Genomic DNA, 25,172 nt, shown 5'->3' on the forward strand with positions numbered 1-25,172 from the left:
TCCCCCGTGACGGACGGTCAGGCGGTGGCCTGTTCCGCCCTCTGCAAGGCGCGGGCCGTCAGGACCCCCGCGAGATGGCCGAGGTACTCGGCCGAGGTGCCGCGTCCGGGGACGAAGAGCTCCCGGGGCTCGGCGCGGAAGGCCGCGAGCACCGCGTCCGTGGTGTACGGGCCGCCGCGCAGCCGGTCCTCGACCCGTCGCAGCCGCAGCGCGCGCGGGGTGGCCCCGGTGACCGCGATGCGCGGCCCGTCGGGGGTGATCCGTACGGCGGTGGCGGCGATCGGGTAGCGGGTGGCCCGGTCGGCGGTCTTCTCGAAGGCCGCGGCCCGTCCGGCGGCGGGCACCAGCAGCGCGGTGACGACGGTGGCGGCGGGCGCTCCGGTGGCGGCGAACTCCTCGGCGGTCACCGTCCTGCGCCCGCCGCGCCCGGCCAGTTCCACGGCCGCGTCGGCGGCGATGGCGGCGACCGGGAGGTCGGTGGCCCGTCCGCCGGCGGCGAGGTTCCCGCCGACGGTGCCGAGGTTGCGGACCTGCGGGTCGCCGTTGGCGCGGGCCGCGGCGGCCAGTTCGGGCGCCCCGGCGAGCACGAGGGGGTCCGCGGCGAGTTCGGCGAGCGTGGTGAGCGCGCCGATCCGCAACCGCCGGCCGTCGGAGCCGCCGTCGATGCCGCGCAGCTCCTCCAGGTGCCGTACGTCGACCAGCAGCCGGGCCCGCTCCGTGCCGGAGCGCAGGTCGGGCAGGAGGCTCTGGCCGCCGGCGAGCACCCGGGCGCCGCGGCTCCCGGAGAGCAGGGTGAGCGCCTCGTCGAGGCCGACGGGCCGGACGTAGTCGAACGCGGTGAGGATCACCGGGCTTCTCCTCTCAGGGCGCGCCAGACCTTCTCGGGGGTGAGCGGCATGTCGATGTGGAGGACGCCGAGGTCGCCGAGTGCGTCGACGACCGCGTTGACGACGGCCGCGGCGGGCGGGACGGTGGCGATCTCGCCGGCGCCCTTGGCGCCGAGCGGGTTGTGCGGGGTGGGCGTGACGGTCTTGTCGATGGCGAAGAACGGCACGTCGGCGGCGCGGGGCAGGGCGTAGTGGTTCAGGTCGGAGCTGACCAACCGCCCGTCCTCGCCGTACTCGGCGGCCTCCATGAGGGCCTGGCCGAGGCCGTGCACGATGCTTCCCTCGATCTGGCCGTGCACGATCCTCGGGTTGCCGATGTGGCCGGCGTCGTCGACGGCGGTGTAGGCCACCACCTCGGTCTCGCCGGTGAGTTCGTCGATCTCGACGACCGCGACGTGCGTACCGAAGGGGTAGTTGAAGTCCGGCGGGTCGAAGTGGGTGGTCTCGTCGAGGGCCGGTTCGATCTCGGGGGGCAGCCCCCAGCCGTACCACATGGCCATCGCGAGCTCGGCGAAGGTCTTGGCGTTCTCCGGGTTGCCCTCTTCGTGGACGCCGCCGCCCTCGTAGACGACCTTCTCCTCGGGGATGCCCAGGAAGACGGCCCCGGCCCGGACCAGTTTGGCCTTGATCTTGCGGGCGGTGAGGGCGACGGCGGGCGCGGCCATGCTGTAGGAGCGGGAGCCGTAGGTGCCCTGCCCGTACGGGGCCTTCTGGGTGTCGCCTTCGAAGACCTGGACGCTCTCGGGGTCGATGCCGAGCTCGTCGGCGGCGACCTGGGCGAAGACGGTGGCGTGGCTCTGGCCGGTGGAGGCCGAGCCGACGGTGACGGTGACCTCGCCGGTGGGGTGGACGCGGATGTTCGCGCTCTCCCAGGTGCCGCCGAGCATGCCCTCCTGGGACATCCGGGTGGAGGGGCCGACCCCGCAGATCGCGACGTAGGTGGCGAGGCCGACGCCGAGGCGCTTGCCGCGGGTGCGGGCCTCCGCCTTGCGGGCGGGCATGTCGGCGTAGCCGGCTAGTTCGAGGGCCTTGTCGAAGTTCGGCCGGTAGTTCCCGGAGTCGTAGGTCCAACCGAGGCCGTTGTCGTACGGGAACTTCTCCTGCGGCACCAGGTTCCTGCGGCGGACCTCCGCCGGGTCCATGCCGATCTCGGAGGCGTACCGGTCGACGAGCCGTTCCATCAGGAAGGCGGCCTCGGCTCGCCCGCTGCCGCGCTGGGCGCCGAGCGAGACGGTGTTGGTGAAGGCGGCGTAGACCTCGCAGAAGGCGGCGGGGATGTCGTACATGCCGCTGATGGAGCGTCCCATCAGGGCGGTGGCGACGCCGGGGCCGATGGTGGAGGGGTACGCGCCGAGGTTGGCGTAGCTGGTGGCGCGCACGGCGGTGATGCGGCCGTCGCGGGTGCCGGCGAGGGTGACGTGCTGGCGGTGGTCGCGGCCCTGGACGGTGGAGTTCATCAGGCCGGTGCGGGTGTCGACCCATTTCACGGGCCGGCCGAGCGCCTTGGAGAGCAGCAGGACCAGTGCCATGTCGGGGTAGAGGTAGCCCTTGGTGCCGAAGCTGCCGCCGACGGTCGGGGCGATCACCCGGAGTTTGTTGAAGGGGATGCCGAGGACCAGCGCGGAGAGCAGGAACCGGTGGTTGTGCGGGCCCTGGGTGGAGGCGTACAGCGTGTACTCGCCGGTGGCAGCGTCGTAGTCGCCGACCGCGCCGCGGGGCTCGATGGGGCTGTTGATGGTCCGCTGGTTCACCAGGTCGAGCTCGACGGTGACCTCGGCCCCGGCGATGGCCGCGTCGGTGCGGTCCTTGTCGCCGCAGGTCCAGTACGCGTTCAGATTGCCCGGGACGGCCTCGTGGAGCTGGGGCGCGCCCTCGGCGAGGGCCTCGTCGGCGCGGGTGACCACGGGCAGCGGCTCGTACTCGACGGAGATGGCGGCGAGCGCGGCGGCGGCCTGGCGCGGGGTCTCGGCGACGACCACGGCGATGGGGTCGCCGACGTGGCGCACGGCGTCGCCGGTGAGCACCGGGCGGGCACCCGGAAGTCCGTAGGGGTGGGGCGGGAAGTGGCTCTCGACGCCGCCGGGGATCCAGATGCAGGGCAGCGGCATCACGTCGGTGAAGTCCGCGGCCGTGGCCACCTTCAGGACGCCGGGCATCTGCTCGGCCGCCTTGGTCGCGATGGACAGGATCTTCGCGTGGGCGACCGTGCTGCCCAGGATCGCCATGTGGGCGGTCCCCGGCAGGTCGATGTCGGCCACGTACTTCGCTTCGCCGCGCAGCAGCTGCGGATCCTCACGGATGTCCAGAGGCTTGCCGAGCACGGTGTGTCCCGGGTCCGGCGGGACCTCGTGTCTGTCGGTGGAGACGGACTCCTGAGTCCGCTCCCCCGTCTCTGCGGTCATGTCCTCACACCTCCTGGCCGGCCGCGGCGGCGACGGCTTGCTCGTGCTGTTCGCCGCCGGCGGCGGCACAGGCGCGCTGTACGCCGCGGACGACGCTGTGGTAGCCGGTGCACCGGCAGAGGTTGCCGGTCAGCCATTCGCGGATCTCGGGCTCGGTCGGGGCCTCGCCGCCGGCGGTGGAGTCGACGAGTTCGCCGAGTGCCATGACCATGCCGGGGGTGCAGAACCCGCACTGGGTTCCGTGCTCCTGGCGCAGCGCCTCCTGGAGGCCGTTCAGTTCGCCGCCGGGGGTGGTGACGCCCTCGATGGTGGTGACCTCGGAGCCGGTGGCCGAGGCGGTGAGGATCAGGCAGCTCTTGACGGACTTCCCGTCGAGCCGGACCACGCAGGTGCCGCACTGGCCGGTGTCGCAGCCGACCTTGGTCCCGGTGAGGCCGAGGCCTTCGCGGAGCCGTTCCACGAGGAGTTCGTTCGGCTGTGCCGGGAACTGCTCCGATCTGCCGTTCACATTCAGTGTGATGTCCATGCCAGCGCCTGCGCTTCCGTGAGCGGCCGGTTGAAGAGGGGCCCGCCGGGCTGCTGGAGAATTCCTCCGGAGTGCAGCGGGCCGGTGTCGACGGGTGCGAATCCCAGGTCCGAGATGATTCCCGCGACGATTTCCTTCGCTTTCACGTCGTCGCCCGCGGTGAAATGCGCCAGGCGTTCTCCGGGTGCGGTGCCGGCGACGGCGAGCGTTTCGAAATGCATGGTGTTGAGGGATTTCACGATCTGCGCGCCGGGGTACCACTCGGCGACGAGGTCGCTGGAGCCGCGGCCGCCGAGGTCGGCCGGGGTTCCGGGGCCGCCGAAGGCGTTGGTGGCGTCCACGAGCACCTTGTCCTGGACGGCGTGCGGCGGGAGCAGTCCCCGTACGCGGTCGAAGGGCACCATCAGCACCACGAGGTCGGCCCGGGCGGCGGCCTCGGCGGGGTGCGCCGCCGAGGCCGCCGGGCCCAGTTCGGCCAGGAGCGGGCCGAGGCTCTCGGGGCCGCGGGCGTTGGAGACCACGATCTCGTGGCCCGCCGCCACGAGGATCCTGGCGAGGGTCGAGCCGATCCGGCCGGTGCCGATGATGCCTGTCCGCATGACGCTCCTCGAAGGGGATGACCGGGCCGACGCCGGTGTCAGTCCATGCCGATCCAGACCGACTTGGTCTGGGTGTAGCTCTCCAGGGATTCCGGGCCGCACTCGCGGCCGTAACCGGAGGCCTTGTAGCCGCCGTAGGGCACGGAGGGGTCGTACTGGTTGTAGCAATTCACCCAGACCGTGCCGGCCTTGATCTGCGAGGCGACCCGGTGGGCCCGGCGCAGGTCCTTGGTGTGGACCCCGGCGGCGAGGCCGTACGCGCTGTCGTTGGCGATGCGCACGGCGTCCTCCTCGGTGTCGAAGGGGATGATCGACAGGACCGGGCCGAAGATCTCCTCCTGCGCGATCCGCATTCCGTTGTCGACCCCGGTGAAGACGGTCGGCAGGAAGTAGAGGCCCTGGCTGGAGGCGCCCTCGGGGGTCCAGCCGGCGCCGCCGGTGCGCAGGACCGCACCTTCCTTCTCGCCCACCTCGATGTACGAGCTGACCTTGTCGAACTGTCCGCGGTGGGCCAGGGGGCCGAACAGGGTGGCCGGGTCGCGCGGGTCTCCGGGCTTGAGTGCGGCGGCCCTGCGGACGAGGCGTTCGACCAGTTCGTCGTGGATGGGGCGCTGGAGCAGCAGGCGGGAGCCGGCGGTGCAGATCTCGCCCTTGTTGTAGTAGATGCCGAAGAAGGCGAGCTCCTCGGCGGCGTCGAGGTCCGCGTCGGCGAAGACGATGTTGGCGGACTTCCCGCCGAGCTCCATCGTGACCTTCTTCAGGGTGCCGGCCGACTTGCGGATGATGGACTGGCCGACGGCGGTGGAGCCGGTGAACGCGATCTTGTCGATGCCCGGGTGGCCGGTGAGGGTCTCTCCCAGTTCCACGCCCGGTCCGGTGATGACGTTCAACACGCCGTCGGGAATTTCCGCCTCCTGGAAGAGCTCCGCGATCTTCAGGGCGGTGAGCGGGGTGGCCGGGGAGGGCTTGTGGACGACCGTGTTCCCGGCCGCGAGGGCCGGCGCGATCTTCGTCATCGACAGCAGCAGCGGGAAGTTGAACGGGGTGATGGCGCAGACCACGCCCAGCGGTTCGCGCAGGGTGTAGGCGAGCTGCCCGCCGGCCGGGGCCCGCGAGGAGCCGTCGACGCGGGTCACGGCGCCGGCGTAGTAGTGCATGAGCTGGGCGGCCATGGGGGCGTCGACCGTGCTGGAGAAGGCGAACGGCTTGCCCATGTCCACGGTCTCCAGCAGGGCGATCTCCTCCAGGTCGCGCTCGATGAGCTCTCCGACCCGGTTCAGCCGCAGCGCGCGCTCCTGGGCCGACAGTCTGCTCCACGGACCTTCCTCGTACGCCCGGCGGGCAGCGGCCACGGCCGCGTCCGCGTCGGTGGCGGCGGCCTGGGCCACCGGCACGATCTCCTGGCCGTCCACGGGGCTGATGTCCGGCTCGGTCCGGCCGTCCCGGGCCGGGACCCATTTGCCGCCGATGAACAACTTCCCGGGGTTGGCCAGGGGCTGGTCGCTGAGCGCGCGCTGTGTCATGGCTGCCTTCCGGATTCGGGTGCGGGGGCTGCTGTCAGCCCTTCGCGAGCTGTGTCAGGAACGTCTCGGCGAGGGCCTTTGAGGAGTACGGGTTCTGACCTGTCGTCAACTTTCGGTCCACGACCACGTGCGAGTCCCAGATCGCCTCGGCCTTCTCGTAGCGGGCGCCGAGCCTGGTGAGCTCGACCTCGAGGATCAGCGGGAGCCGGCCGGCCATGTTGGTGACCAGTTCCTCGCTGTGCGAGAAGGCCGTCATCCGGTAGCCCTCGAAGGGCCAGCGGCCTTCGCCGTCGCGCAGGGCGAGCAGCGAGGTGTGACCGTGGCAGACGGTGGCCAGCGGCTTGTCCTGGGCGATGACCCAGCGCAGGATCTGGGCGAGTTCGTCGGACTTGGGCAGGTCGCCGATGGCACCGTGGCCGCCGCTGACGTAGACGCCGTCGTAGTCGGCGATGTCCTTCTCGGTGAGGGACTCCAGGGCGATCGGGGCCTTCAGCCCGGGGGTGTTCCCGATGACCCGGACGTACTCGGCGGCGTTGGCCGCGTCCTCGTCGGGCGAACCCTGGGGGCGGACCCACTGCAGGAACTGGGGGTCGATGCTCGTCTGGTCGACCGTGGGCGCCTGACCGCCGATGGTCGCGACGTCCACGGCGTGCCCGGCGGCCTTGAACAGCTGATAGGGGACGACGAATTCCTCGGCCCAGAATCCCGAGGGGTGCTGTTCGCCGTCCAGCAGGTGGAGGGTGGCCTTGGCCGTCATGACGACGAGAATCTTCATGATTCTCTCCTTGTTCTGGATTCGCTGCCGATTCAACACGCCCCTCGCAGGGGGCGTAAGGGGACGACGTCAGGCCCGCGATACTTCGTCACGTGCGTCCAACGCCGAGATGATGGTGCGGAATTCACCGACCAGGGGGTGGTCGGGATGGGCTTCTGCAAATATGCGCTCCCCGTACAGCGCCGCCATTTCCGGCGAGTACGGAAGGATTCCGGCCAGGGGTGCCCCGTAGACCTCCCGCGCCCGTTGCCGGGCCGCTTCCCGGTCGACGCCGGCGGGGGCCATGCTCAGCACCAGGGTCCGCCGGCAGGGCAGGCGTCCGGCGAGGGCGATGGTCTCCTCGACGCCGGAGAGGTCGATCCGGTCGGCCCTCGCCATGATCATCAGTACGTCGGCGCTGGCCATGGCCGTCACCGACTCGTTGTTGAGCCCGGCGTGGGTGTCGAGGAGCAGCACGTCGAGGGCGAGGTGGCGGGCCAGTCGGTCGAAGCCCTCCGGGAGCATCCCCACGTCGTACCCGCTGGTCATGATCTCGCGCAGGGCCGCCGTTCCGGTCCGGGCCGGTACGACGTACAGCCCGCCCGCCCCGCCCGGGCCGCGGTCGGTGCCCACCTGCTGGGCCGCGGCCTCGATCTCGCAGCGGCCGAGCAGGTAGTCGGCCAGGGAGAAACCCGGACCGAGCCGGAAGAGCAGGTCGAGGGTGGGCGACTGGATGTCGGTGTCCACCACCCCGACGCGGCGCCCCTCGGCCGCCAGGAGCAGCGCGAGGTTCGCCAGTACCGAGGACTTGCCGGTGCCACCTCGGTGCGAGTGCACCACGATGGTCCGGGTCATCAGGCCACCACCCGGTAGCCGGTGCCGTCCGCGTGCGGCCCCCGCGCCGCACGTGGCCGGTGCAGGGCCAGCATGGTGACGTCGTCGTGCTGTTCGGCGGTGCCGGTGTGCTCGCGGACCGCCCAGTCCATGCGGTCGACGACCTCCCGGCCGCTGACCGGGGGGCCGGTGAGCAGTTCCAGCACGCGTTCGTCTCCGAGGAAGCGGCCTTGGGGACAGCGTGCCTCGGGGACTCCGTCGGTGAAGACGAAGAGGGTGTCGCCCGGGTCCAGCTGGGCGTAGCCGAGGGTGTAGACGCAGTCGGGCAGGACCCCGACGGCCGGTCCGGTGATCTCCAGCGCGACGGGCGGGCTGCCGTCGGCCGGCAGCATCAGGGGCGGGTTGTGGCCACCGTTGATGTAGACGAGGCTGCCGGTGAGCGGGTCCAGCACCCCGAAGAACAGGGTGGCGAAGTAGCCCTGCCGCAGGTGGTTGCGGGTGAGGTAGCCGTTGGTGGCGGTGACCGCGTTGAGCAGCGGGGTGGCGCCGACCACCGGGATGCGGCGGCTGCCGCCGGTGCGTCCGGCGGCGACCAGGTGCTGGAGTCCGCTGTTCTCGGCGGTGTGCCGCAGCAGGGACCGGATGAGTGCCATGAAGAGCGCGGCGCCGACCCCCTTGTCGCAGACGTCGGCGACGACGAAGGCGAGCCGGCGGCCGCGGGATATCTCGAAGACGTCGTAGAAGTCCCCGGCGACCTGGCGGGCCGGCCGGAACCGTACGTCGATCTCCCAGCCGTCCGGGACGGGCAGCCGTTCGGGCAGGAAGCCGGCCTGGATCTCCCGGCCGATCTCCAGTTCCTTCTCGTAGCCCATGAGTTCGGCGCGGGCGTCGGCCTCGCGCAGGGTGCGGCCGAGTCCGGCGCGCTCCGAGCAGCTGTGCAGGCGGGCCCCGACGAGGGCGGGCAGGAAGGGCGGGACGAGGTAGTCGTGCCCGAGCCGTACGTGTTCCTCCAGTGCGGCGAACTCCGATACGGTCCAGACGACCACGATGGGTTCTCCGGCCCAGCGGCGCAGCCGGCGCACGGCCAACCGTACGGACTCCCCGTCGGCCTCGGCCGGGGCGAGCAGTACGTCCGCGATGGGCAGCCGTTCCAACGGGCCTTCGCGGAGCTCCGCGAGGGAGCGGGTGACGAGGTGCGCGTCCATCGTCCGCAGCGCGCCCCGCAGTTCGGGCGGCGGCGGCGGGTACACGTCGAGGATGATCACGGTCGTGGAGGGCATGGGTCCGTCCCCTCGGCTCTCACGGTCAGCGTGCTGATGTTGCGGCCGTCCGTGCGTCGGTACGCGAACCCGTCCACGCTGGTCAGCGCCAGGTGGATGCCGAGGCCGCCGATCCGCCGTTCCTCGGGGCGGACCCCGGGGGCGGGCGGGAGGCGGCCTTCGACGGGGTCGAAGGCGGGTGCGCCGTCCTCGATGACGATGCGCACCTCGCCCGGGCCGGAGCGGCCGCGGACGGTGATCCGTCCGTCGCCGCCCCGGTACCCGTGCATCACGATGTTCGTGGCCAGTTCGTCCACGGCCAGCCGGATCCGGTAGGCGGCGCCCTTGTCCAGGTCCGCCCGTCCGGCCAGCCGCAGGACGAAGGCGGCGATCTCGCCCAGTGCCCCCACCGTCGCGGGCACCTCCAGTACGACGGGCTCCCTCGCCAGTTCGGCCATGTCGGTCACGGTGGTCACTCGTCGGCGAGGACGATGCTCCGGTCGAGGCCGGCCGTCCGGATGGTCCGGGAGACGGGCTCGATGGCTCCCACGACCTTGATGGTGACGTGGTCGGCGACCTTCTGCTGGGCGAAGACCAGCGAGCGCAGTCCGGCGCTGGCCATGTAGCCGACGCCGGCCATCCGGATCTCGACGGTGCTGGTGCCGTGCCCGGCGGCCTTCTCGATGGTCTGGTGGAAGTCCGGCGCGGTCTTGGCGTCCAGTTCGCCCGCCAGTTCGATCACGGTGGTGTCGCCGTCGATGCTCAGGGACACGGAAAGGGGCATCTCAGGTCTCCTTCTACTCGTCGGGATCGTTCGTGCGGCCGACCAGGATCACGACCGAGCGCGGGCCGATCAGGTACTTCCCGGCGTTGTCGAGTTCCTGCTCGGTGCCCGGGGTGCGGATGTCGTGCGGCGCCTCGGCCCCGGTGTCGGCGAAGAGGTGCCAGCTGCGTCCGCCGGGCAGGGCGGGCAGTTCCAGGTCGTGGGACTCCCAGTGCGAGTTCATGGCCACGTACACCACGTCGTCGTCGCCGGTGCCGCAGCGGGCCACCGCCAGCAGTCGGCTCTCCGCCGACCAGTCGGGCTGCCAGGCCCGCTCCCCGTGCCAGCTGATGTCGGGCAGACCCAGGTTCTCCCGGATCCGGCCGGTGGGGTGGGTGGTCGCGCGCAGTTCCCGGTGGTGCCCCCGGAAGGCGATCATCTGCCGGGTGAACCGGAGCAGTTCGGCGTTGTCGTCGACCTGGTCCCAGTCGAACCAGGACAGTTCGTTGTCCTGGCAGTACGTGTTGTTGTTGCCGCCCTGGGTCCGCGCGACCTCGTCGCCGGCCAGCAGCATCGGGATGCCCTGGCTGGTGAAGAGGATGGCGAGGGCGTTCTTCATCTGCCGTGTGCGCAGGGCGTTGACCTCGGGGTCGTCGGTGGGGCCCTCGGCTCCGCAGTTCCAGCTGTTGTTGTCGTTGGCGCCGTCGTTGTTGTTCTCGCCGTTGGCCTCGTTGTGCTTGTCGTTGTAGGAGACCAGGTCGGCGAGGGTGAAACCGTCGTGCGCGGTCAGGAAGTTGACCGAGGCGGCGGTCCCGCGGCTGGAGTAGAGGTCGGGCGAACCGGCGATCCGGGTGGCGAGCTCCCCGGTGACGCCCGGGTCCCCCTTGAGGAAGCTGCGCACCGTGTCGCGGTACTTCCCGTTCCACTCGGCCCAGCGGCCGTACGCCGGGAAGTTGCCCACCTCGTAGAGGCCGCCCGCGTCCCAGGCCTCGGCGATGAGCTTGGTGTGCCGCAGGACGGGGTCGTAGGCGAGCAGCTCCAGCAGCGGCGGGTTGGGCAGCGGGGTGCCGTCCAGGTCCCGGCCGAGGATGGCCGCGAGGTCGAAGCGGAAGCCGTCGATGTGGTAATCGGCGACCCAGTGGCGCAGGCAGTCGAGCACGTAGTTGCGCACGACGGGGTGGTTGCAGTTGACGGTGTTGCCGGTGCCGCTGAAGTTGAAGTAGTACCCCTCGGGCGTGAGCATGTAGTACGTGGCGTTGTCGAGGCCCTTGAAGGAGATCGTCGGGCCCTGCTCGTTGCCCTCGGCGGTGTGGTTGAAGACGACGTCGAGGATGACTTCGATGCCGGCCGCGTGCAGGTCCTTGATCAGGGTGCGGAACTCGTCGCCCTGCATCCCGTAGCGGCCGGTGGCGGCGTAGCCGGCCTTGGGTGCGAAGAACGAGACGGTGTTGTAGCCCCAGTAGTCGAAGAGCCGCTCGCCCGTCTCCGGGTTGCTGCGCGGGTTGTCGCTCTCGTCGAACTCGAACACGGGCAGGAGCTCGATGCAGTTCACGCCGAGTTCCTTGAGGTACGGGATCTTCTCGCGCAGCCCGGCGAAGGTGCCGGGCGCGGTGACCTGCGAGTTGGGGTGCCGGGTGAAGCCGCGCACGTGGGTCTCGTAGACGACGAGGTCCTCGGCGGGGATGCCCAGCGGGGTGTCGTCTCCCCAGTCGAAGTCCTGGAGGCAGACGCGGGAACGGTACTGGTAGCCGCGGCCGCGGTCCGGCTCCACGCCCCACACGTCGCGGCCGGCGATCAGCCGGGCGTAGGGGTCGGAGAGGACCTGCCGGGCGTCGAAGCGGTGGCCGGTGACCGGGTCGTAGGGCCCGTCGGCCCGGTACCCGTACTCGATGTTCTCGTGGTCGAGGCCGAAGACCGTCATGGCGAAGACGCTGCCGGTGCGGAATTCCTGGGGGAACTCCAGTTCGGCCATCGGCTCGGGCTCTCCGCGCTTGTAGATGACCAGGGTCATGGAGGTGGCCTGGTCGGAGAAGACGGAGAAGCTGACCCCGCCGGGGACCACGTTGGCCCCGAAGGGGAACGGTTTGCCGGCGCGGACGCGGTACCCGCCCACTTCGTGGGTCGGGTACGCGTCGACGCGCAGGACCTGCTCGGACCGGGTCTCGCTCATCGCGCAGCCCTGGACTTGGCCTTGGCCTTGGCTTCCGCGGCCGCCGCCTCGCCGGTCTGGAAGAAGTCGAGGAAGCCGGTGGCCGACATGACGAACCGGACTTCCTCGCTCACCCCGTACAGGGTGACGGCCACGCCGGCGTGCTGGGCCTCGCGGTAGACGACGAGCAGGGTGCGCAGGCCGGCGCTGGAGACGTAGGTGACCGCCGTGAGGTCGATCCGCAGCGGCCGGCCCTCGCGGACCAGCGGCAGCAGCGACTGGAGCAGCGAACCGGAGGTCTCGCTGTTGATCTCACCGGTGGCGACGAGCACGGTGCCCGTCTTGTTGCGGCGTTCCTTGACGTTGAGACTCATTGCTTGCATTCCCCTCTGGTTGGGGCGCCCCCCGTTGAGCGCGCGGTGAGCCCCCGTGGAACTACTTGGCCACGGGCCGGAGGCGGACCTTGACCTTGACCCGCCCCTGGACGTCGGGGAGGTGGACGGTCAGTTCGTCCGCGTCGAACTCCTCGTACGGCTTCTCGTCGATCTCCACGGACGCGATCCGCACGGAGCCCGCCGGGAGCAGGTCGGGCGAGACGCGCAGGACGCGGTTCGGGAGGCCGGTCGGGTCGGGCTGGAAGTGGAAGTCCATCTCCCGCCCGTTGACGAGGAGGTTGTTGTAGACGGCGGCGAGGTAGCACAGCTCCGCCGAGTGGTACATGGACATCGAGTGGCTGCCCTTGAGCCGCTCGGTGCCGAGCAGGTACGGCGTGCCGCTGGCGAGCACGTTGAAGTAGACGGCTCCCTCGTCGTGGTCGAGGAAGAAGGTGTTGTAGAAGGACTGCGCCTGCCGGGCCTCGCGCAGGTTGGCGTCCCCGCCGACCGTGCCGTTCAGGATGAGGTAGGCGAGGATCGCCTGCTCCTGCTGCCACCAGGCCTTGCGGTCGTGCCAGGCGAATCGATACGCCTCCTCGTCGCCGGACTTGACCCGCTCGACGACGTCGTACCAGCCGCCGCGCTGCACGTCACTGCCGACCGCCGGCATGATCTCGCCGATCTTCCGGGCGAGTTCCTCGTAGGCCGGCTTGGCCTTCAGCGAGTTCATCCGCATCAGGTTCCAGGCGATCTTCAGGTTGTGGCCGACGACGGCCCGATCCTGCTGCCAGCTGTGCGCCTTGTCGTGCGACCAGTCGCGGTTGAAGCGCTCCTGGACGAACGGGCTGTTCTTGTAGTCCGGGAAGCGGTCCGCGATGGTGTCGAAGGTGTACTCCAGGAAGTCGGCGTACTTCTGGTCGCCGGTCGCCAGGTACAGGTTGATCAGGTACGCGGGCGCGTGGTCGCCGACCGAGTTCCAGTTCTTGCGCTCGGCGTTCTCGCCGAGGGACTCGTGGTCGGCGCTGAAGAGGATCGGGTCGATGTGCGAGTAGTAGCCGCCCTGCTCCGGGTCGAAGAAGAACTTGTCGAACAGCCGGATGGTGGCGTCCGCGTCGTTCTTGATCCGGACGTCGCCGGTGACCCGGTACGTCTGGATGGGGCCGGCCAGCGCGTAGATCTGCTCGTACATCGGGATCGCGTCGTAGTCGTCGGAGAACTCCGAGGTGAACAGCTTGCGTTCGGTGTCCCCGTCGACGCTGATGCCGTGGTACCAGAAGACCACGTCCTCCTCGCTGTCCACGACCCGCATGTGCTTGCGCAGGTACTCGGTGCCGCGCTCGGCGACCTCCAGGTACTCGTCCTTGCCGGTCAGCAGGTAGGCCGAGGCCATGCCGTAGACCAGGCGGGAGATCGTGTCGGTCTCCTGGACGTGGCTGGCGGTCTTGTCGCCGCCGAGCCGGATCTCGGTGCGGTACTCGGTGAAGTCCACCGGCCCGTCGCCGAACTGGGCCCGCTTGTAGAAGTCGGCCAGCGACTCGATCTGCTTGATCCACCAGCTGGGTTCCTCGAAGCGGTAGTCCTCGGCGCCGCGGCCCAGGAACACCAGGCGCTTGGCGTCGAAGCGCCCGCCGTGCTCGGGGTAGTGGATGCCGTACGCGAAGAGGAACCGGCCGGGCGAGAGCATCTCGTCGATGTGGCCGGAGGCGTCGATGTACGGCTCCTCCAGGTTGCGGACGAGCTCGGCGCTCGGGCCGCCGGCCAGCGAGACGTCGAACTCGCGGCCGTCGGAGGTCCTCAGCCGCAGGAGGCGCGATCCGGAGTCGAAGCGGACGACGTAGCCCGCGATGGTGTCGGAGAAGGAGAAGCTCACGGCGTCCGCCATGTCATGCACCGTCCTTGTCGTGAGATCCGTCGTGAGAGCGGTCGTCCTCGTAGCCCTGGCTGACCTCGACGATCACCCCGTCGGGGTCGCGCAGCCACACGGTCCGCCAGCCGCAGATGAAGTCGTCGAAGTCCAGGGGCCCCAGGGTCACTTCGGCCGCGTCCCCCAGCCCCGCCAGGAACGCGTCCACGTCGTCGATCTGGAAGGCCAGGTGGCGCATCCGGCCCGGGGCCTGCGGCCCGTCGTCGTGCGCCGGGCGGGCCGGTTCGGTACCGCCGGCCGCGAAGAGCTCCAGGTACGCGTCCCCCCTGCGCAGGAACACGATCTCGGAGTCGCCCAGGTTCACCACCCGGGCCCGGGAAAATCCGAAGTACCGGGTGTAGAACTCCTCGGTGGTCTTCTGGTCCGTGCAGTTCAGGCCCACGTGCGACCAGCGCAGTCCGGTCGGCGCCATCAGGCGGCGCCCCGGCCCCGCCCGGCCGAGATCAGCTCGATGATCCGGCGGGCGAAGAGGTGGTGGTGGGCGCCGGTGCGGCCGGTGACGAGGTCGCCGTCGACGACCACGTCCTCGTCGACGTACTCGCCGCCCATGTTGCGGACGTCACCGATGAGGTTGTTGTGGCAGACCACCTTGCGGCCGCGGATCTTCCCGGGGATCGAGGAGGCCAGCCACATGCCGTGGCAGATGATCCCCTTGAGGACCGTGGGCTCCTCGAAGGCCCGGCGCAGCAGCTCCGTGGCGGGCGCGAGCACGTCCACGTCCTCGGTGTAGCGCAGCCGGTCGGCCACCATGCCCGAGGGCACGATGATCGCCGCGTACCGGCGCAGGTCGTCGTCGCTCAGCCCCTCCAGGGACTTGTCGGCGGTGAACGGCGCCCGGTACTCGTGCCCGGAGAAGGTGATGGAGTCGTTGCCCCACAGCCGGGTCAGGAAGTCGACCTCGGCACCCTCCTCCGCGAACCGGTGCCGGTAGTAGAAGATCTCCGGCTCGTAGAAGTCGCTCTCGACCAGGACCGCGATCCGGGTCCCGGTCAGCGCGCCCTCGCGCAGGACCGCGTCAGGCACGGGAGGCCCCCTTCAGGAAGTCCGCCGCGCGCTCGGCGATCATCGCGATGGCGGTGTGGCAGTTGCCCGACGGGACGGCGGGCATCACGCTCGCGTCGACGACGCGCAGATTGCGTACGCCGTGCACCCGCAGCTCGGGGTCGACCACGGAGAGGTCGTCGACACCCATGCGGCAGGAGCCGGCCTGGTGGTGGTAGCTCTCCGACTTCTGCTTCACGAAGGTGCGCAGCTCGGAGTCGCTCAGGTAGGCCGGGCCGGGCTGGAGCTCCTGCTTGTACCAGGGCGAGAAGGCGGAGGTCGCGAAGAGCTCCCGGGCGATCTTGACGCCCTGCACCATCCGCTCCAGGTCCCAGCGGTCGCCCAGGTAGTTCGGATTGATCAGCGGGTGGGCCAGCGGGTCGGCGCTCGCCAGCCTGATCCAGCCGCGCGAGACCGGGCGTACGACCCCCGGCAGGATGGACACGGTGTTCGGGTGGTCCTGGCCGACGATCACGTCGAACGGGACGTGGACGAAGGCGATCTGCAGGTCCGGCGCGGGCAGTCCGGGCCGGGAGGACAGGAACAGAGCGCTCTCCGAAAGGTTCTGCGTCGGCGGCGGCAGTTCCTGGGTGACCTCGGCCATCAGCCCGGTCAGCACGTGGTTGTGGAAGTTCTCGCCGACACCGGGAAGCTCCGCGGTGACCCCGATGCCGTGCTCGCGCAGCTGGCGCGGGTGCCCGATGCCGGAGAGCAGCAGCAGCTTCGGCGACTCGATCGCCCCGGCGGCCACGATCACCTCGCGGCGGGCCCGCGCGGTGTGCGGGCCCGGCTCGGCCGCGGCGCTGTGGCCGTCGCGGACGGTTCGCCCGGCGAACTCCGCGGGGGCCTGGAGCTGGACGTACTCCACGCCCGTGCAGGTGTCCCCGTCGAAGAGCAGCCGGGTGCTCTGCGCACTGGTGCGCAGGGTCAGGTTGGAGCGGTCGAGCGCGGGCTCCAGGTACGCGGCGAGGGTGCCCTGGCGGCGGCCGTCGGCCACGTCGATGTGGTGCCAGCCGGTGCCGAAGAGGCCGCGCCGGGGACCGTCGGTGTTGAAGTCGGCGATCTCCTGGTGGCCCAGCTCGACGGCCGCGTCGATGAAGGCGCGGGAGACCGGGTTGGGGGCGTGCCGGCCGGCGTTGGTGATGCGCTGCGGGCCCCGGGTGCCGGTGGTGGCGGCGGTGGCGTCCTCCTGGCCCTCCAGGAGGGCGAAGTACGGGAGCACGTCCTCGTACGCCCAGCCGGCCGCGCCCTGATAGGCCCAGTTGTCGAAGTCCGAGGCGTGGCCCCGGATGTGCATCATGATGTAGAGGTTGCTGCTGCCGCCGGGGGCCTTGCCGCGCGGTTCGTAGGTGCGGCGGCCGTCGAGGCCGGGCTGCGGGGTGCTGGTGTAGCCCCAGTCGACGGGCCCGCCGAGCAGCTTGTACCAGGACGACGGGTCGTCCACCTCGGGCGGGATCCGGGAGCCGCCCGCCTCCAGGACGAGGACGGAGACGTCCGGGTCCTCGGAGAGCCGGTTCGCCAGCACGCTGCCGGCGGTGCCGGATCCCACGACGACGTAGTCGTACTCTTCGGCGCTCACGGGTCCCCCTCAGCCCTGGCTCAGGACCTGGAAGGGGGCCGTGTCGTGGTAGTTCGCCATGTAGGCGATCTTTCCGTCCACGATCCGGAAGAAGTTCATGACCTCGGCCTCGATGGCCTCGCCGGAGGCGCTGACCGCAGTCAGGTGCGAGACGGCCGCGGCCTTCTCCCCGTCGCCGTCGACGACGAAGTGCACGGGCTCGTTCCGGAAGACCCGGTACATGGCGCCCATGCCCTTCATCATCGAGCGCAGCACCTCCAGGCCCTCGATGTGGCCGGCGAGCTGCTCGTCCATGACCTGGTCGTCGGCGAACAGGTCGCACCAGCTGTCCCAGTCACCGGCGTTGGCGTACTGGTAGTACTTCGTGAGGATCTCTCGCGGTTCCATGGCCTCGCTCACCCCTCTATCGGTCGCGTCGGGTGCCGTCCGGCGCGAAGGGCGCCCAGAACCGGCTGAAGGCGGCCGCCGTGTCGCCGAAGAGCCCGTCGCGGCCCTCGACGATCCGGCCGTCCCGCCACTTCATGAAGTGGAAGACCGGGTAGTCCATCCGCTCGTACGGCGACTCGCTCGCGGGGTCGGCGCCGTCGCGCAGGGCGACGTTGCGGCACACGTCCGCGCTGCAGTCCTCGCCGACGAGGATCGCCTCCAGGTCCATCCGGAAGGTGCCGCCCGTGAGCTTGTGGGTCTGCCCCATCAGTTCCAGGAAGGCGTCGAGGCTCTCGTACCACCCGGCCAGCGGGTGGTTGCCCGGCACCAGCCAGCGCAGGTCCTCGGAGTAGTACTCCAGGATGCGCGCCCGGTCGCCGGAGCCGAGGGCGGCGTAGGCCTCGCGGACCCGCTCCCGCGTCACTTCGGTCATCGTCGCTTCTCCTTCGCCGGCGGTCAGAGGGAGCCGGAACCGGGCATCGGGGCCAGGTCGTTGACGGTGTACTGCTTGATCAGCGGCCCGTTCGGACCGGCCACCACCGTCCAGGTCTGGTCGGCGTCGAAGCCGAGCCATTCGCTGCGGGCGGCCGGCGGGTCCCAGATCTTGGCCTGCCAGTTCACGAGGACCCGGACGATGGCCCGGTCGCCCTCGATGACCGGCTCCACCTTGGTGACCGTGTGCACCTCGTCGAAGAACCGGTTGGTCACGGCCTCGTACCAGCGGCCGAAGCCCTGGTGGCCCAGGAAGGTGTCCTCGGGGACCTTGAACTCCAGGTCCTCGGTGATCAGGGCGAGCACCTGGTCCGCCGGCACGTGCCGGTCCAGCGCCACGTACCAGTCCTCGGCGAACCTGCGGATCGCGTCCTCGGTCAACTGCCGCTCGGCGGGCATGCGGTCTCCTCCTGTCCGGTCGGGTGTGTCAGATCTGGATGTCGACGAGGAACGGTCCGGGGTGGGTGAGCATCCGGTGCACGGCGGCCGCCGCCTCGTCCGGCTTCTCCACCCGCATCCCGCCGGCGCCGAGGGACCGGGCCAGCCCGGCGAAGTCGATCTCGGGGTGGGAGAGGTCGAAGGAGCCTGGGAACGCGTGCTCCGGGATCTCCCGCTCCCGCCAGTACTGGGCGATGTTGTCGTCCAGCAGCCGGTACTTGCGGTTGTTGCAGACCACGAACTTGGCGTCGATGCCGTGCCGGACCGCCGTCCACAGCGCCTGGTACGTGTACATCGACCCGCCGTCGCCGGCGAAGCCGACGACGAGCCGCTCGGGCCGGGCCAGCTTCGCGCCGACCGCGCCCGGGAAGCCCACGCCCAGCGAGCCGCCCCGGGTGAGGTGGTAGTCGCCCGGGCGTTCCGCGGGCAGGTGGCGGGTGACCAGCGGGGAGGTGGTCAGCGCCTCGTCGAAGACGATCAGGTCCCCGCCGGTGCGTTCGGCGAGGGTCTTCAGGAAGACGGTCATCGGCGTGCCGTCGTCCGCCTCCCCATGTGCCCGTGCTGCCCGCACCCGTTCCCTGGTCCGTACGTCGAGCCGGGCGGCCGCGGCGGCCCGCTGCTGCGGGGTGAGTCGCCGCTCCAGTACGCCGGCCAGCGCGCGCAGCGCCTGCCGGGGGTCGGCGGCCAGGCCCAGGTCGACCGGGTGGTTCTTGGCGATCTCGTAGGCGTTGAGGTCGATGTGGACGATCCTCGCGCCCGGCCGGAAGGGGCTCTCCAACTCGGGGAACACCTCCGGGAAGACGTAGGTGCCGACGATCAGGACGCCGTCGGCGTCCCCGATCAGCTCCTTGCTGTGCGGGCCGAACATGTGGCCCGTCTGGCCGCGGCGCAGCGGGTGCGATGCCGCGATGTTGACCTCGGAGGAGTCGACCTCGTAGACGTCGGCGCCCAGCAGTTCGGCGACGGCCGCGAGTTCGCGCTGGGCCCCGGAGAGCGCCACCCCGTCGCCGACGAGGAGGACCGGCCGCTCGGCGGGGGCGAGCAGCTCGACCGCCCGCCCCACCGAGGCCGGCGAGGGTGCCACGTCCGTGAGCGGCACCGTGGTGGGCAGCACGGGCTCGGAGTTGAGCTCGTCCAGCACGTCCATCGGCAGCGCCACGAACACGGGCCCGCGGGGCGGGGTGAGCGCGATCTTCACGGCCCGCCGGATGGTGCGCAGTACGGACCGGGGGTCGGTGACCCGGGTCGCGTACTTCGTCACCGGCTTCGCCATGGCCACCAGGTCGGAGGCCATCTGCGCGTCCATGGCGTCGTAGCGGACCCCGGCGTCGCCGGCGACCACGACGAGCGGGGTGTGGCCGCGCAGCGACTGGTAGAGCATGCCGATGCCGTTGCCCAGCCCGACCCCGGAGTGCAGCTGGAGCAGGGCCGCGCCGCCGGTGGCCCGGGCGTACCCGTCGGCGATGCCGGCGGCCACGGTCTCCTGGAGGGCGAGGACGTAGGTGAAGTCCTCCGCCGCGTCGACCGCGTCGAGGAATCCCTGTTCCACCGTTCCCGGATTTCCGAACATCACATTCAGGCCGTCGGCCTTGAACTGCTCGATCAGCCTTTCCCGTCCCGGACTCGCCGGAGTGGCTTCGGCATTCATCGGATTCCCCCTGAAATCACCAGCCGTACCGGATGAGACCGTCCTCCAGGACTTCCACGATCTTCTGCCCCGTGAGATACGAATCGGGGGTCGAGCGGCCGGTGACGAACGGGAAGTCGACGATCACGGAGACCGGCTTTCCGAAATTTCCGTGGTACGCGCCGCGCGGGCCGGTGGCATCGCGCAGGATGTACTCCAGCGGGTACGGCGGCGGGCCCATGTTGAAGTCGGTACCGAGGAATCCGGTGCCGTCCTTGTAGTCGTACTCCTTGCAGTGGCCGGTCACGTGCTTGCCCCAGATGATGCTCTTGCGGTCGCTCCAGTCCCGGGCGAAGGCCAGGCAGGCGACGCCGTAGCACTCGGCGGCGACGACCTTGGCGGCCTTCTCGAAGGCCAGGATCAGGGCGTGCACGCGCTCGTTGTTGGCGAGGTCGGCGATGGGTCCGCTGCCGCCGACGATGAGGATCGCGTCGTATCCGGCGACGTCGGCGTCGAGCCTGTCCAGATCGCGGTGGTACTGCTCCAGCTTCCGCAGGTAGCCCTCGTCGCTCGTGTACGGGCGCTCGGGGACCCACGCCTCGATGTCGAGCGGGGAGTCCAGCCGGCTGGACTGCTCGAACTCGCGGCCCAGCCGGGCGTTCTCCTCGGTGGTGACCGAGCGGCCCAGCGGGGGGTCGATGTAGTTCGCGTCGAGGCTCGGCGGAAGAGCGTGCGCACGCTTTCCGGTCGGCGTGGCGAATACGACCTCGTAGCCCCGCTCGTCGAACTTCGACACGGGGCCTATCAGTTCCTCGGCCCAGTAACCGTGTTCGGAGACAATGACCAGAATCTTTCTGCTCACGAATTCCTCCAGGCGCCGCCTGTTGTCGTTGGCGTCCCCCACACTGGCCGCGCCCGGGGCATGCGTCAAAGCGTCGGTGTGCGACTTGGTGAGGTAGCGGCCATGGTCATCGCGGCACTTCAGGAAGTCGCTCCGGGAGGTCATGAAGTCGCTGCAGGACTACCTGACTTCGGCCGAATCGCTGAACCATCGCGAGGGTCGCGACCTATGGTCTGGACGCGCCGTCCATCACGGAATGCACGGGGCACCGGCGCGAGGACGCGAAGAGAGGGACGGGGACGATGGCGATGGACCTGTTGTGCACACACCTCGACCGGATACGTCCGGTGAAACCGGGCACCGAGGGCTGCGAGGAGTGCCTCGCCTCCGGTGACGGCTGGGTTCACCTGCGGATGTGCCTGAGTTGCGGGCACGTCGGCTGCTGCGACTCCTCGAAGAACCGTCACGCCACCCGCCACTACCGGGTCACCGAGCACCCCATCGCCGCCTCGCACGAGCCCGGCGAGGACTGGGCCTGGTGCTACGCCGACAAGCTGATGCTGGACCCGGCGTGAGCGCGGCCCCGGAGAGCCCCGCGGCCGTCACCTCCGACACGGCGGTCACGTCCGGCGCCGCCGCCCCGGCCGAGCGCGCCGAGAACAGGAAGCCGGTCATCCTGGCCGTGGACGACGATCCGCAGGTGCTGCGGGCCGTCCGCCGCGACCTGCGCAGCGCCTACGGAGACCGCTACCGGGTGCTCGGCGCCTCCTCGGCCGCCGACGCCCTGAAGATCCTGGACTCGCTGGACGAGCGGGGCCACGACCCGGCCCTGTTCCTCGTCGACCAGCGGATGCCCGACGTCACCGGGGTGGAGTTCCTGCTGGAGGCCGTCAGCCGCTTCCCGGACGCGCGCCGGGTGCTGCTGACCGCGTACGCGGAGACCGATGCGGCGATCACCGCCATCAACCGGGTCCGGCTGGACTACTACCTGCTCAAGCCGTGGGACCCGCCGCACGAGCGGCTGTTCCCGGTCCTGGACGACCTGCTGTCGGACTGGCTGGCCACCTACCGCCCGGCGTACGACGGGATCATCGTCGCCGGCCACCTGGTCTCCCCCGGCACCCACGCGGTGCGGGACTTCTTCACCCGCAACGGCCAGCCGTTCCGCTTCCTCAACGTCGAGCGGGACCCCGAGGCGCTGACCCTGATCGCGGCCCAGCCGGGCGGGGCGCTGCCCCTGGTCCGCTTCCCGGACGGGTCGGTGCTCTCGGCCCCCGGTGACACGGAGCTCGCCCAGCGCCTCGGTCTGGCCACCACCGCCTCCCGCCCGCACTACGAGTGCGTCATCGTCGGCGCGGGTCCGGCGGGCCTGGCGGCCGGGGTCTACTCCGCCTCGGAGGGCCTGTCGACCCTGATGCTGGACTCCCGCGCCCCGGGCGGCCAGGCCGGCACCTCCAGCCTGATCGAGAACTACCTCGGCTTCCCCTCGGGCCTCTCCGGCGGGGACCTGACCCGCCGCGCCACCATCCAGGCCTCCCGTTTCGGCGCGGAGATCCTGCACCCGGTGGAGGTGGTCTCGCTGACCCGGGACGACCCGGCGAAGATCCTCACCCTGGCGGACGGCACGGAGATCAGCGCGGAGACGGTGCTCCTCGCGACCGGCGTCTCGTACAACCGGCTGGAGGCGCCGGGCGCGGACCGCTTCGAGGGGGCCGGCCTCTACTACGGCGCCGCCACCACCGAGAGCTCGGCGTGCATCTCGCAGCACGTGTTCATCGTGGGCGGGGCCAACTCCGCGGGCCAGGCGGCCGTGCACTTCGCCAAGTACGCGGCGCGGGTGACGATCCTGGTGCGCGCGGCCTCACTGGACGCGAGCATGTCGCGCTACCTCGTCGACGAGATCGACCGCATCCCGAACATCGAGGTCAGGGTCCGCACCACGGTGGTCCGCCTGGACGGCGGGGAGCACCTGGAGAGCATCACCCTCCACGACGCGGACGCGGGCACGGACACCGAGGTCCCGGCCCGCTTCATGTTCACCTTCATCGGCGCCCGCCCGCACACGGAGTGGCTCTCGGGGGTCGTCGAACGGGACGAGTACGGCTTCGTCCTGACCGGCTCGGACCTGATCGCGAACGGCGGCGAGCTCCCGGCCGAATGGAGCCTGGAGCGGGCCCCCTACCCCCTGGAGACGAGCGTCCCGGGCGTCTTCGCGGCCGGCGACGTGCGGGCCCACTCGGTGAAGCGGGTCGCCTCGGGCGTGGGCGAGGGCGCGATGGCCGTCTCCCTCATCCACCGCTACCGCTCGATGGGCTGAGAGCGAACACGGGCCGCGACCCTTGCGATCAAGGAGGTATCCGACGCAGCGTTGATTACATGATTACAGCCGAACAGAGCGAAAAGCTCCGCGCGTGGTTCGCCGAGCGGCTGCCGGTGGACGTGTACGAATCCCTCGTGTCGGTCACGGTCGACCGCGAGGAGATCACGGTCGTCGGCACCGTCCCGGCGAACGAATCGATCAAGGAGTTCCGCGAGCGCACCCGCGAGCAGCGCATCGAGGTGGCGCGCGAGGCCGAGGAGCTCTACCGCCGCAAGGTGGCCTGGGGTGTGCGGTCCGGTGAGGAGACGGCCCTCTTCACGCACCTGGCCGTACCCGTCATGACCCGGCTGCGCCAGTCCGAACGCCAGGTCCTCGACACCCTGGTCGCGGGCGGCGTGGCCCGCAGCCGGGCCGACGCGCTGGCCTGGTGCGTCCGTCTGGTCGGGCGCAACACCGACGAATGGCTCTCCGGGCTGCGGGAGTCGCTGGACGAGGTGCAGCGGGTCCGCGCCCAGGGCCCGGACGTCACCGGTACGGACGACACGGACTCCAGGAAGTCCGGCTCGGAATGACGGAATCACCCCACAACCGCCCATGATCGCGTAAGGCTGGCCCGGACCGACAACGAGGGAGAGGCACGCACCATGACCACGACCGTCGAATACATCCGCTACCGGATCGCCTTGGACGATCAGCAGGCCTTCGAAACCTCGTACGCGAGGGCGGCCGAGGCACTGGCCGCCTCACCCGAGTGCATCGACTACGAACTCGCCCGCTGCGAGGAGGAGAAGGAGCGCTACATCCTGCGCATCCGCTGGACCTCGGTCGACGCCCACCTGAACGGCTTCCGCAAGGGCGAGCACTTCCCGGCCTTCTTCAGCGCGATCCGGCCGTACGTGACGGCGATCGAGGAAATGCAGCACTACACGGTGACCGATGTCGCGGGCACCGGAAAGGCCGCCGGACAGTCATGAGCACCACACCTTCGACACCCACCATCTACGAGTGGATGGGCGGAGCGGAGGCGATGAAACGCCTCACGGACGCCTTCTACGCGCACGCCCTGCAGGACGAGGTCCTGGCCCCGGTCTTCGCGGGCATGGACTCCGAGCACCCCCGGCACGTCGCCGTCTGGCTGTCGGAGGTCTTCGGCGGCCCCGCGGAGTACACCGCCCACCACGGCGGCCACCAGCACATGGCCACCAAGCACCTGGGCCGCGCCATCACCGAGAAGCAGCGCCGCCGCTGGGTGGACCTGCTGATGGACACGGCCGACGAGGTCGGGCTCCCCACGGACCCGGAGTTCCGCGGGGTGTTCGCGTACTACATCGAGTGGGGCACCCGGATGGCCCTGATCTACTCGGGACCCAACCCGCCCCCGGTGGACGCGGCCAAGATCCCGGTCTGGTCCTGGGGCCAGACCCCGCCGTGGATCCCCAAGGGCTGAAGGGCCTGATCCCGCTCCCCTCCGCCCCGGGCCCCGCCGGCCGACCGCCTCAGCGCATGAACTTGTAGCGCCGAGGGGGCAGCCGCGGGGTCCGGGGCGGCATGCCCTCGGCGAGGAGCACGGTGAGCGGCACGGCGGCGGCTCCGTCCTGCGGCTCGGCGTGCTGCCAGAACTCCACCGCCCCCTCCAGGATCTCCACGAACTTCGCCCATTCGTCGGGCCCCGCCTCCGCGCAGCCCCGCCAGGAGGTCAGCGTCACCAGCCGACCCGGCGCCTGCGGCAGCCAGGAGAAGTCGCGCAGCACGTCGGCCAGCGCGTCCCAGTTCCCGCCGAACCACTCCGGCAGCTCCAGGGCCTCCTGGCAGCGCCGCATCAGCGCGGCCTTGCCGCGTACCCCGTCCAGGTCCAGCTCCATGACCGTCCAGCCGGCCTTCTCCGCGGCGTCGAGCGCCGGGGTCAGCGGCAACGGCTCCAGGGAGGTGGAGGGGGACAGGGGTGAGATCGGGCTCATCGGAGAACCGCCTTGAATGTGTCGTAGTGATCGTCTGTGTAGTAGAACTCGCCGCCCTGCCCCGTCACGATCCGCCGGGCGCCCCTGTCCGGCTCCCCCGGCGTCTTGACCGTGAACTCGTGGTAGTAGCCGCGCTTCTGCTTCGGCAGTGCCTTCTCGAAGTTGCCGAAGACCGTGCCGTCCTGGCGGTAGGGGTACGGCCCGCCCTTGTCGATGAGCACGAGCACGTCCCGGGCCTGCTGCGGCAGCGCGTCGGCCCGCACGGTGGCCAGCCCCTTCGCCCACGAAGGAGCGGGAGCGGCACTGCCGGTGACGGCGGCGGGCGCGGCGTTCGGACCACCGCAGCCCATCGTGCCGCCGACCAGCGCGGCGCCGAGGAACAAGGCCCCCAGCAGCCGCAGGAACGATCGGGGCGCGGTCCGAAGGATCATGCGCCGATCGTGTCAAACATCCGAT

Annotated in this window: 28 protein-coding genes; 5 read left to right on the top strand and 23 right to left on the bottom strand. The window is 70.6% G+C overall.

What is annotated here, in order from left to right; all coding sequences use genetic code 11:
- Positions 1 to 17: 17 nt before the first annotated feature.
- The 21 genes from ACFYYJ_RS20035 to ACFYYJ_RS20135 form a co-directional block, all read right to left on the bottom strand.
- Positions 18 to 848 carry an FAD binding domain-containing protein gene (locus ACFYYJ_RS20035; RefSeq protein ID WP_389134141.1) on the bottom strand — a complete coding sequence of 277 codons (831 nt, stop codon included), beginning with the start codon at positions 846 to 848 and terminating at the stop codon, positions 18 to 20.
- Positions 845 to 3,289, bottom strand: coding sequence for a xanthine dehydrogenase family protein molybdopterin-binding subunit (locus ACFYYJ_RS20040; RefSeq protein WP_389134144.1), 2,445 nt, complete (start codon positions 3,287 to 3,289; stop codon positions 845 to 847). Before ACFYYJ_RS20040 ends, ACFYYJ_RS20035 begins: the two co-directional genes overlap by 4 nt.
- Before the next feature lie 4 nt (positions 3,290 to 3,293).
- Positions 3,294 to 3,815: a (2Fe-2S)-binding protein gene (locus ACFYYJ_RS20045; protein WP_385361957.1), complete on the bottom strand. Its 522-nt coding sequence runs from the start codon at positions 3,813 to 3,815 to the stop codon at positions 3,294 to 3,296.
- Positions 3,800 to 4,414, bottom strand: a complete 615-nt coding sequence (locus tag ACFYYJ_RS20050; RefSeq protein ID WP_389134147.1) for an NADPH-dependent F420 reductase — start codon at positions 4,412 to 4,414, stop codon at positions 3,800 to 3,802. Before ACFYYJ_RS20050 ends, ACFYYJ_RS20045 begins: the two co-directional genes overlap by 16 nt.
- Before the next feature lie 38 nt (positions 4,415 to 4,452).
- Positions 4,453 to 5,937, bottom strand: coding sequence for an aldehyde dehydrogenase family protein (locus ACFYYJ_RS20055; protein ID WP_385128315.1), 1,485 nt, complete (start codon positions 5,935 to 5,937; stop codon positions 4,453 to 4,455).
- A gap of 34 nt (positions 5,938 to 5,971) precedes the next feature.
- Entirely contained in the window at positions 5,972 to 6,712 is a 741-nt protein-coding gene (locus ACFYYJ_RS20060; RefSeq protein ID WP_385361955.1) for a type 1 glutamine amidotransferase domain-containing protein, read from the bottom strand.
- A gap of 69 nt (positions 6,713 to 6,781) precedes the next feature.
- Positions 6,782 to 7,546 (bottom strand): P-loop NTPase, encoded by a 765-nt coding sequence (locus ACFYYJ_RS20065; protein ID WP_385361953.1) that lies wholly within the window; start codon positions 7,544 to 7,546, stop codon positions 6,782 to 6,784.
- Positions 7,546 to 8,805, bottom strand: coding sequence for a PP2C family protein-serine/threonine phosphatase (locus ACFYYJ_RS20070; RefSeq protein WP_385128312.1), 1,260 nt, complete (start codon positions 8,803 to 8,805; stop codon positions 7,546 to 7,548). Before ACFYYJ_RS20070 ends, ACFYYJ_RS20065 begins: the two co-directional genes overlap by 1 nt.
- Positions 8,787 to 9,242 (bottom strand): ATP-binding protein, encoded by a 456-nt coding sequence (locus ACFYYJ_RS20075; protein WP_385128311.1) that lies wholly within the window; start codon positions 9,240 to 9,242, stop codon positions 8,787 to 8,789. Before ACFYYJ_RS20075 ends, ACFYYJ_RS20070 begins: the two co-directional genes overlap by 19 nt.
- Before the next feature lie 14 nt (positions 9,243 to 9,256).
- A complete protein-coding gene (locus tag ACFYYJ_RS20080) occupies positions 9,257 to 9,568 on the bottom strand; it encodes an STAS domain-containing protein (RefSeq protein ID WP_376657694.1) in 312 nt (103 codons plus the stop codon).
- Positions 9,569 to 9,581: 13 nt separating this feature from the next.
- Complete coding sequence (gene glgX, locus ACFYYJ_RS20085; RefSeq protein WP_389134153.1) at positions 9,582 to 11,717, bottom strand: glycogen debranching protein GlgX; 2,136 nt, start codon at positions 11,715 to 11,717, stop codon at positions 9,582 to 9,584.
- Complete coding sequence (locus ACFYYJ_RS20090; RefSeq protein ID WP_385128309.1) at positions 11,714 to 12,070, bottom strand: STAS domain-containing protein; 357 nt, start codon at positions 12,068 to 12,070, stop codon at positions 11,714 to 11,716. Before ACFYYJ_RS20090 ends, glgX begins: the two co-directional genes overlap by 4 nt.
- A gap of 61 nt (positions 12,071 to 12,131) precedes the next feature.
- The gene (locus ACFYYJ_RS20095) at positions 12,132 to 13,952 is read right to left on the bottom strand and encodes an AGE family epimerase/isomerase (protein WP_385128308.1); all 1,821 of its coding nucleotides are present in this window, start codon (positions 13,950 to 13,952) and stop codon (positions 12,132 to 12,134) included.
- 1 nt (position 13,953) lies between these two features.
- A complete protein-coding gene (locus tag ACFYYJ_RS20100; RefSeq protein WP_389134157.1) occupies positions 13,954 to 14,406 on the bottom strand; it encodes a VOC family protein in 453 nt (150 codons plus the stop codon).
- Positions 14,406 to 15,017 (bottom strand): DJ-1/PfpI family protein, encoded by a 612-nt coding sequence (locus ACFYYJ_RS20105; protein WP_385361946.1) that lies wholly within the window; start codon positions 15,015 to 15,017, stop codon positions 14,406 to 14,408. The genes ACFYYJ_RS20100 and ACFYYJ_RS20105 overlap by 1 nt, the downstream gene beginning before the upstream one ends.
- A complete protein-coding gene (locus ACFYYJ_RS20110) occupies positions 15,010 to 16,614 on the bottom strand; it encodes a GMC family oxidoreductase (protein ID WP_389134159.1) in 1,605 nt (534 codons plus the stop codon). The genes ACFYYJ_RS20105 and ACFYYJ_RS20110 overlap by 8 nt, the downstream gene beginning before the upstream one ends.
- 9 nt (positions 16,615 to 16,623) lie before the next feature.
- Positions 16,624 to 17,001, bottom strand: coding sequence for a nuclear transport factor 2 family protein (locus tag ACFYYJ_RS20115; protein WP_385128304.1), 378 nt, complete (start codon positions 16,999 to 17,001; stop codon positions 16,624 to 16,626).
- A gap of 16 nt (positions 17,002 to 17,017) precedes the next feature.
- Positions 17,018 to 17,473: a nuclear transport factor 2 family protein gene (locus ACFYYJ_RS20120; RefSeq protein ID WP_385128303.1), complete on the bottom strand. Its 456-nt coding sequence runs from the start codon at positions 17,471 to 17,473 to the stop codon at positions 17,018 to 17,020.
- A gap of 23 nt (positions 17,474 to 17,496) precedes the next feature.
- Complete coding sequence (locus ACFYYJ_RS20125; RefSeq protein WP_384586027.1) at positions 17,497 to 17,931, bottom strand: nuclear transport factor 2 family protein; 435 nt, start codon at positions 17,929 to 17,931, stop codon at positions 17,497 to 17,499.
- A gap of 28 nt (positions 17,932 to 17,959) precedes the next feature.
- Positions 17,960 to 19,618 (bottom strand): thiamine pyrophosphate-binding protein, encoded by a 1,659-nt coding sequence (locus ACFYYJ_RS20130; RefSeq protein ID WP_385128302.1) that lies wholly within the window; start codon positions 19,616 to 19,618, stop codon positions 17,960 to 17,962.
- Positions 19,619 to 19,634: 16 nt separating this feature from the next.
- Positions 19,635 to 20,459 (bottom strand): type 1 glutamine amidotransferase domain-containing protein, encoded by an 825-nt coding sequence (locus ACFYYJ_RS20135; RefSeq protein WP_385128301.1) that lies wholly within the window; start codon positions 20,457 to 20,459, stop codon positions 19,635 to 19,637.
- Between the two features lie 281 nt (positions 20,460 to 20,740).
- Here ACFYYJ_RS20135 and ACFYYJ_RS20140 point away from each other — a divergent pair, with 281 nt between their 5' ends.
- The 5 genes from ACFYYJ_RS20140 to ACFYYJ_RS20160 all read left to right on the top strand — a co-directional run bounded on the left by ACFYYJ_RS20140 (position 20,741) and on the right by ACFYYJ_RS20160 (position 24,205).
- On the top strand, positions 20,741 to 21,013 hold the full coding sequence (locus ACFYYJ_RS20140; protein ID WP_384746850.1) for a UBP-type zinc finger domain-containing protein: 273 nt from the start codon (positions 20,741 to 20,743) through the stop codon (positions 21,011 to 21,013).
- A gap of 107 nt (positions 21,014 to 21,120) precedes the next feature.
- Positions 21,121 to 22,755, top strand: coding sequence for an FAD-dependent oxidoreductase (locus ACFYYJ_RS20145; protein WP_385361974.1), 1,635 nt, complete (start codon positions 21,121 to 21,123; stop codon positions 22,753 to 22,755).
- A 59-nt stretch (positions 22,756 to 22,814) separates the two neighbouring features.
- A complete protein-coding gene (locus ACFYYJ_RS20150) occupies positions 22,815 to 23,330 on the top strand; it encodes a hypothetical protein (RefSeq protein WP_389134164.1) in 516 nt (171 codons plus the stop codon).
- Positions 23,331 to 23,402: 72 nt separating this feature from the next.
- On the top strand, positions 23,403 to 23,732 hold the full coding sequence (locus ACFYYJ_RS20155) for a putative quinol monooxygenase (RefSeq protein WP_389134167.1): 330 nt from the start codon (positions 23,403 to 23,405) through the stop codon (positions 23,730 to 23,732).
- On the top strand, positions 23,729 to 24,205 hold the full coding sequence (locus ACFYYJ_RS20160) for a group II truncated hemoglobin (RefSeq protein ID WP_385361937.1): 477 nt from the start codon (positions 23,729 to 23,731) through the stop codon (positions 24,203 to 24,205). The genes ACFYYJ_RS20155 and ACFYYJ_RS20160 overlap by 4 nt, the downstream gene beginning before the upstream one ends.
- Positions 24,206 to 24,254: 49 nt before the next feature.
- Here ACFYYJ_RS20160 and ACFYYJ_RS20165 read toward each other — a convergent pair whose 3' ends face one another.
- A complete protein-coding gene (locus ACFYYJ_RS20165; RefSeq protein WP_389134170.1) occupies positions 24,255 to 24,716 on the bottom strand; it encodes a barstar family protein in 462 nt (153 codons plus the stop codon).
- Complete coding sequence (locus ACFYYJ_RS20170; RefSeq protein ID WP_389134173.1) at positions 24,713 to 25,147, bottom strand: ribonuclease domain-containing protein; 435 nt, start codon at positions 25,145 to 25,147, stop codon at positions 24,713 to 24,715. Before ACFYYJ_RS20170 ends, ACFYYJ_RS20165 begins: the two co-directional genes overlap by 4 nt.
- Between the last annotated feature and the right edge of the window lie 25 nt (positions 25,148 to 25,172).

It is taken from the genome of Streptomyces sp. NPDC002467 (assembly GCF_042889825.1).
GTDB lineage: Bacteria > Actinomycetota > Actinomycetes > Streptomycetales > Streptomycetaceae > Streptomyces.

Coding starts and splice junctions, on each gene's coding strand:
- ACFYYJ_RS20040 (WP_389134144.1), bottom strand. CDS start 3,289: ATGACCGCAGAGACGGGGGAGCGGACTCAGGAGTCCGTCTCCACCGAC.
- ACFYYJ_RS20045 (WP_385361957.1), bottom strand. CDS start 3,815: ATGGACATCACACTGAATGTGAACGGCAGATCGGAGCAGTTCCCGGCA.
- ACFYYJ_RS20050 (WP_389134147.1), bottom strand. CDS start 4,414: ATGCGGACAGGCATCATCGGCACCGGCCGGATCGGCTCGACCCTCGCC.
- ACFYYJ_RS20055 (WP_385128315.1), bottom strand. CDS start 5,937: ATGACACAGCGCGCGCTCAGCGACCAGCCCCTGGCCAACCCCGGGAAG.
- ACFYYJ_RS20060 (WP_385361955.1), bottom strand. CDS start 6,712: ATGAAGATTCTCGTCGTCATGACGGCCAAGGCCACCCTCCACCTGCTG.
- ACFYYJ_RS20065 (WP_385361953.1), bottom strand. CDS start 7,546: ATGACCCGGACCATCGTGGTGCACTCGCACCGAGGTGGCACCGGCAAG.
- ACFYYJ_RS20070 (WP_385128312.1), bottom strand. CDS start 8,805: ATGCCCTCCACGACCGTGATCATCCTCGACGTGTACCCGCCGCCGCCG.
- ACFYYJ_RS20075 (WP_385128311.1), bottom strand. CDS start 9,242: ATGGCCGAACTGGCGAGGGAGCCCGTCGTACTGGAGGTGCCCGCGACG.
- ACFYYJ_RS20080 (WP_376657694.1), bottom strand. CDS start 9,568: ATGCCCCTTTCCGTGTCCCTGAGCATCGACGGCGACACCACCGTGATC.
- glgX (WP_389134153.1), bottom strand. CDS start 11,717: ATGAGCGAGACCCGGTCCGAGCAGGTCCTGCGCGTCGACGCGTACCCG.
- ACFYYJ_RS20090 (WP_385128309.1), bottom strand. CDS start 12,070: ATGAGTCTCAACGTCAAGGAACGCCGCAACAAGACGGGCACCGTGCTC.
- ACFYYJ_RS20095 (WP_385128308.1), bottom strand. CDS start 13,952: ATGGCGGACGCCGTGAGCTTCTCCTTCTCCGACACCATCGCGGGCTAC.
- ACFYYJ_RS20100 (WP_389134157.1), bottom strand. CDS start 14,406: ATGGCGCCGACCGGACTGCGCTGGTCGCACGTGGGCCTGAACTGCACG.
- ACFYYJ_RS20115 (WP_385128304.1), bottom strand. CDS start 17,001: ATGGAACCGCGAGAGATCCTCACGAAGTACTACCAGTACGCCAACGCC.
- ACFYYJ_RS20120 (WP_385128303.1), bottom strand. CDS start 17,473: ATGACCGAAGTGACGCGGGAGCGGGTCCGCGAGGCCTACGCCGCCCTC.
- ACFYYJ_RS20125 (WP_384586027.1), bottom strand. CDS start 17,931: ATGCCCGCCGAGCGGCAGTTGACCGAGGACGCGATCCGCAGGTTCGCC.
- ACFYYJ_RS20130 (WP_385128302.1), bottom strand. CDS start 19,618: ATGAATGCCGAAGCCACTCCGGCGAGTCCGGGACGGGAAAGGCTGATC.
- ACFYYJ_RS20140 (WP_384746850.1), top strand. CDS start 20,741: ATGGCGATGGACCTGTTGTGCACACACCTCGACCGGATACGTCCGGTG.
- ACFYYJ_RS20150 (WP_389134164.1), top strand. CDS start 22,815: ATGATTACAGCCGAACAGAGCGAAAAGCTCCGCGCGTGGTTCGCCGAG.
- ACFYYJ_RS20155 (WP_389134167.1), top strand. CDS start 23,403: ATGACCACGACCGTCGAATACATCCGCTACCGGATCGCCTTGGACGAT.
- ACFYYJ_RS20160 (WP_385361937.1), top strand. CDS start 23,729: ATGAGCACCACACCTTCGACACCCACCATCTACGAGTGGATGGGCGGA.
- ACFYYJ_RS20165 (WP_389134170.1), bottom strand. CDS start 24,716: ATGAGCCCGATCTCACCCCTGTCCCCCTCCACCTCCCTGGAGCCGTTG.
- ACFYYJ_RS20170 (WP_389134173.1), bottom strand. CDS start 25,147: ATGATCCTTCGGACCGCGCCCCGATCGTTCCTGCGGCTGCTGGGGGCC.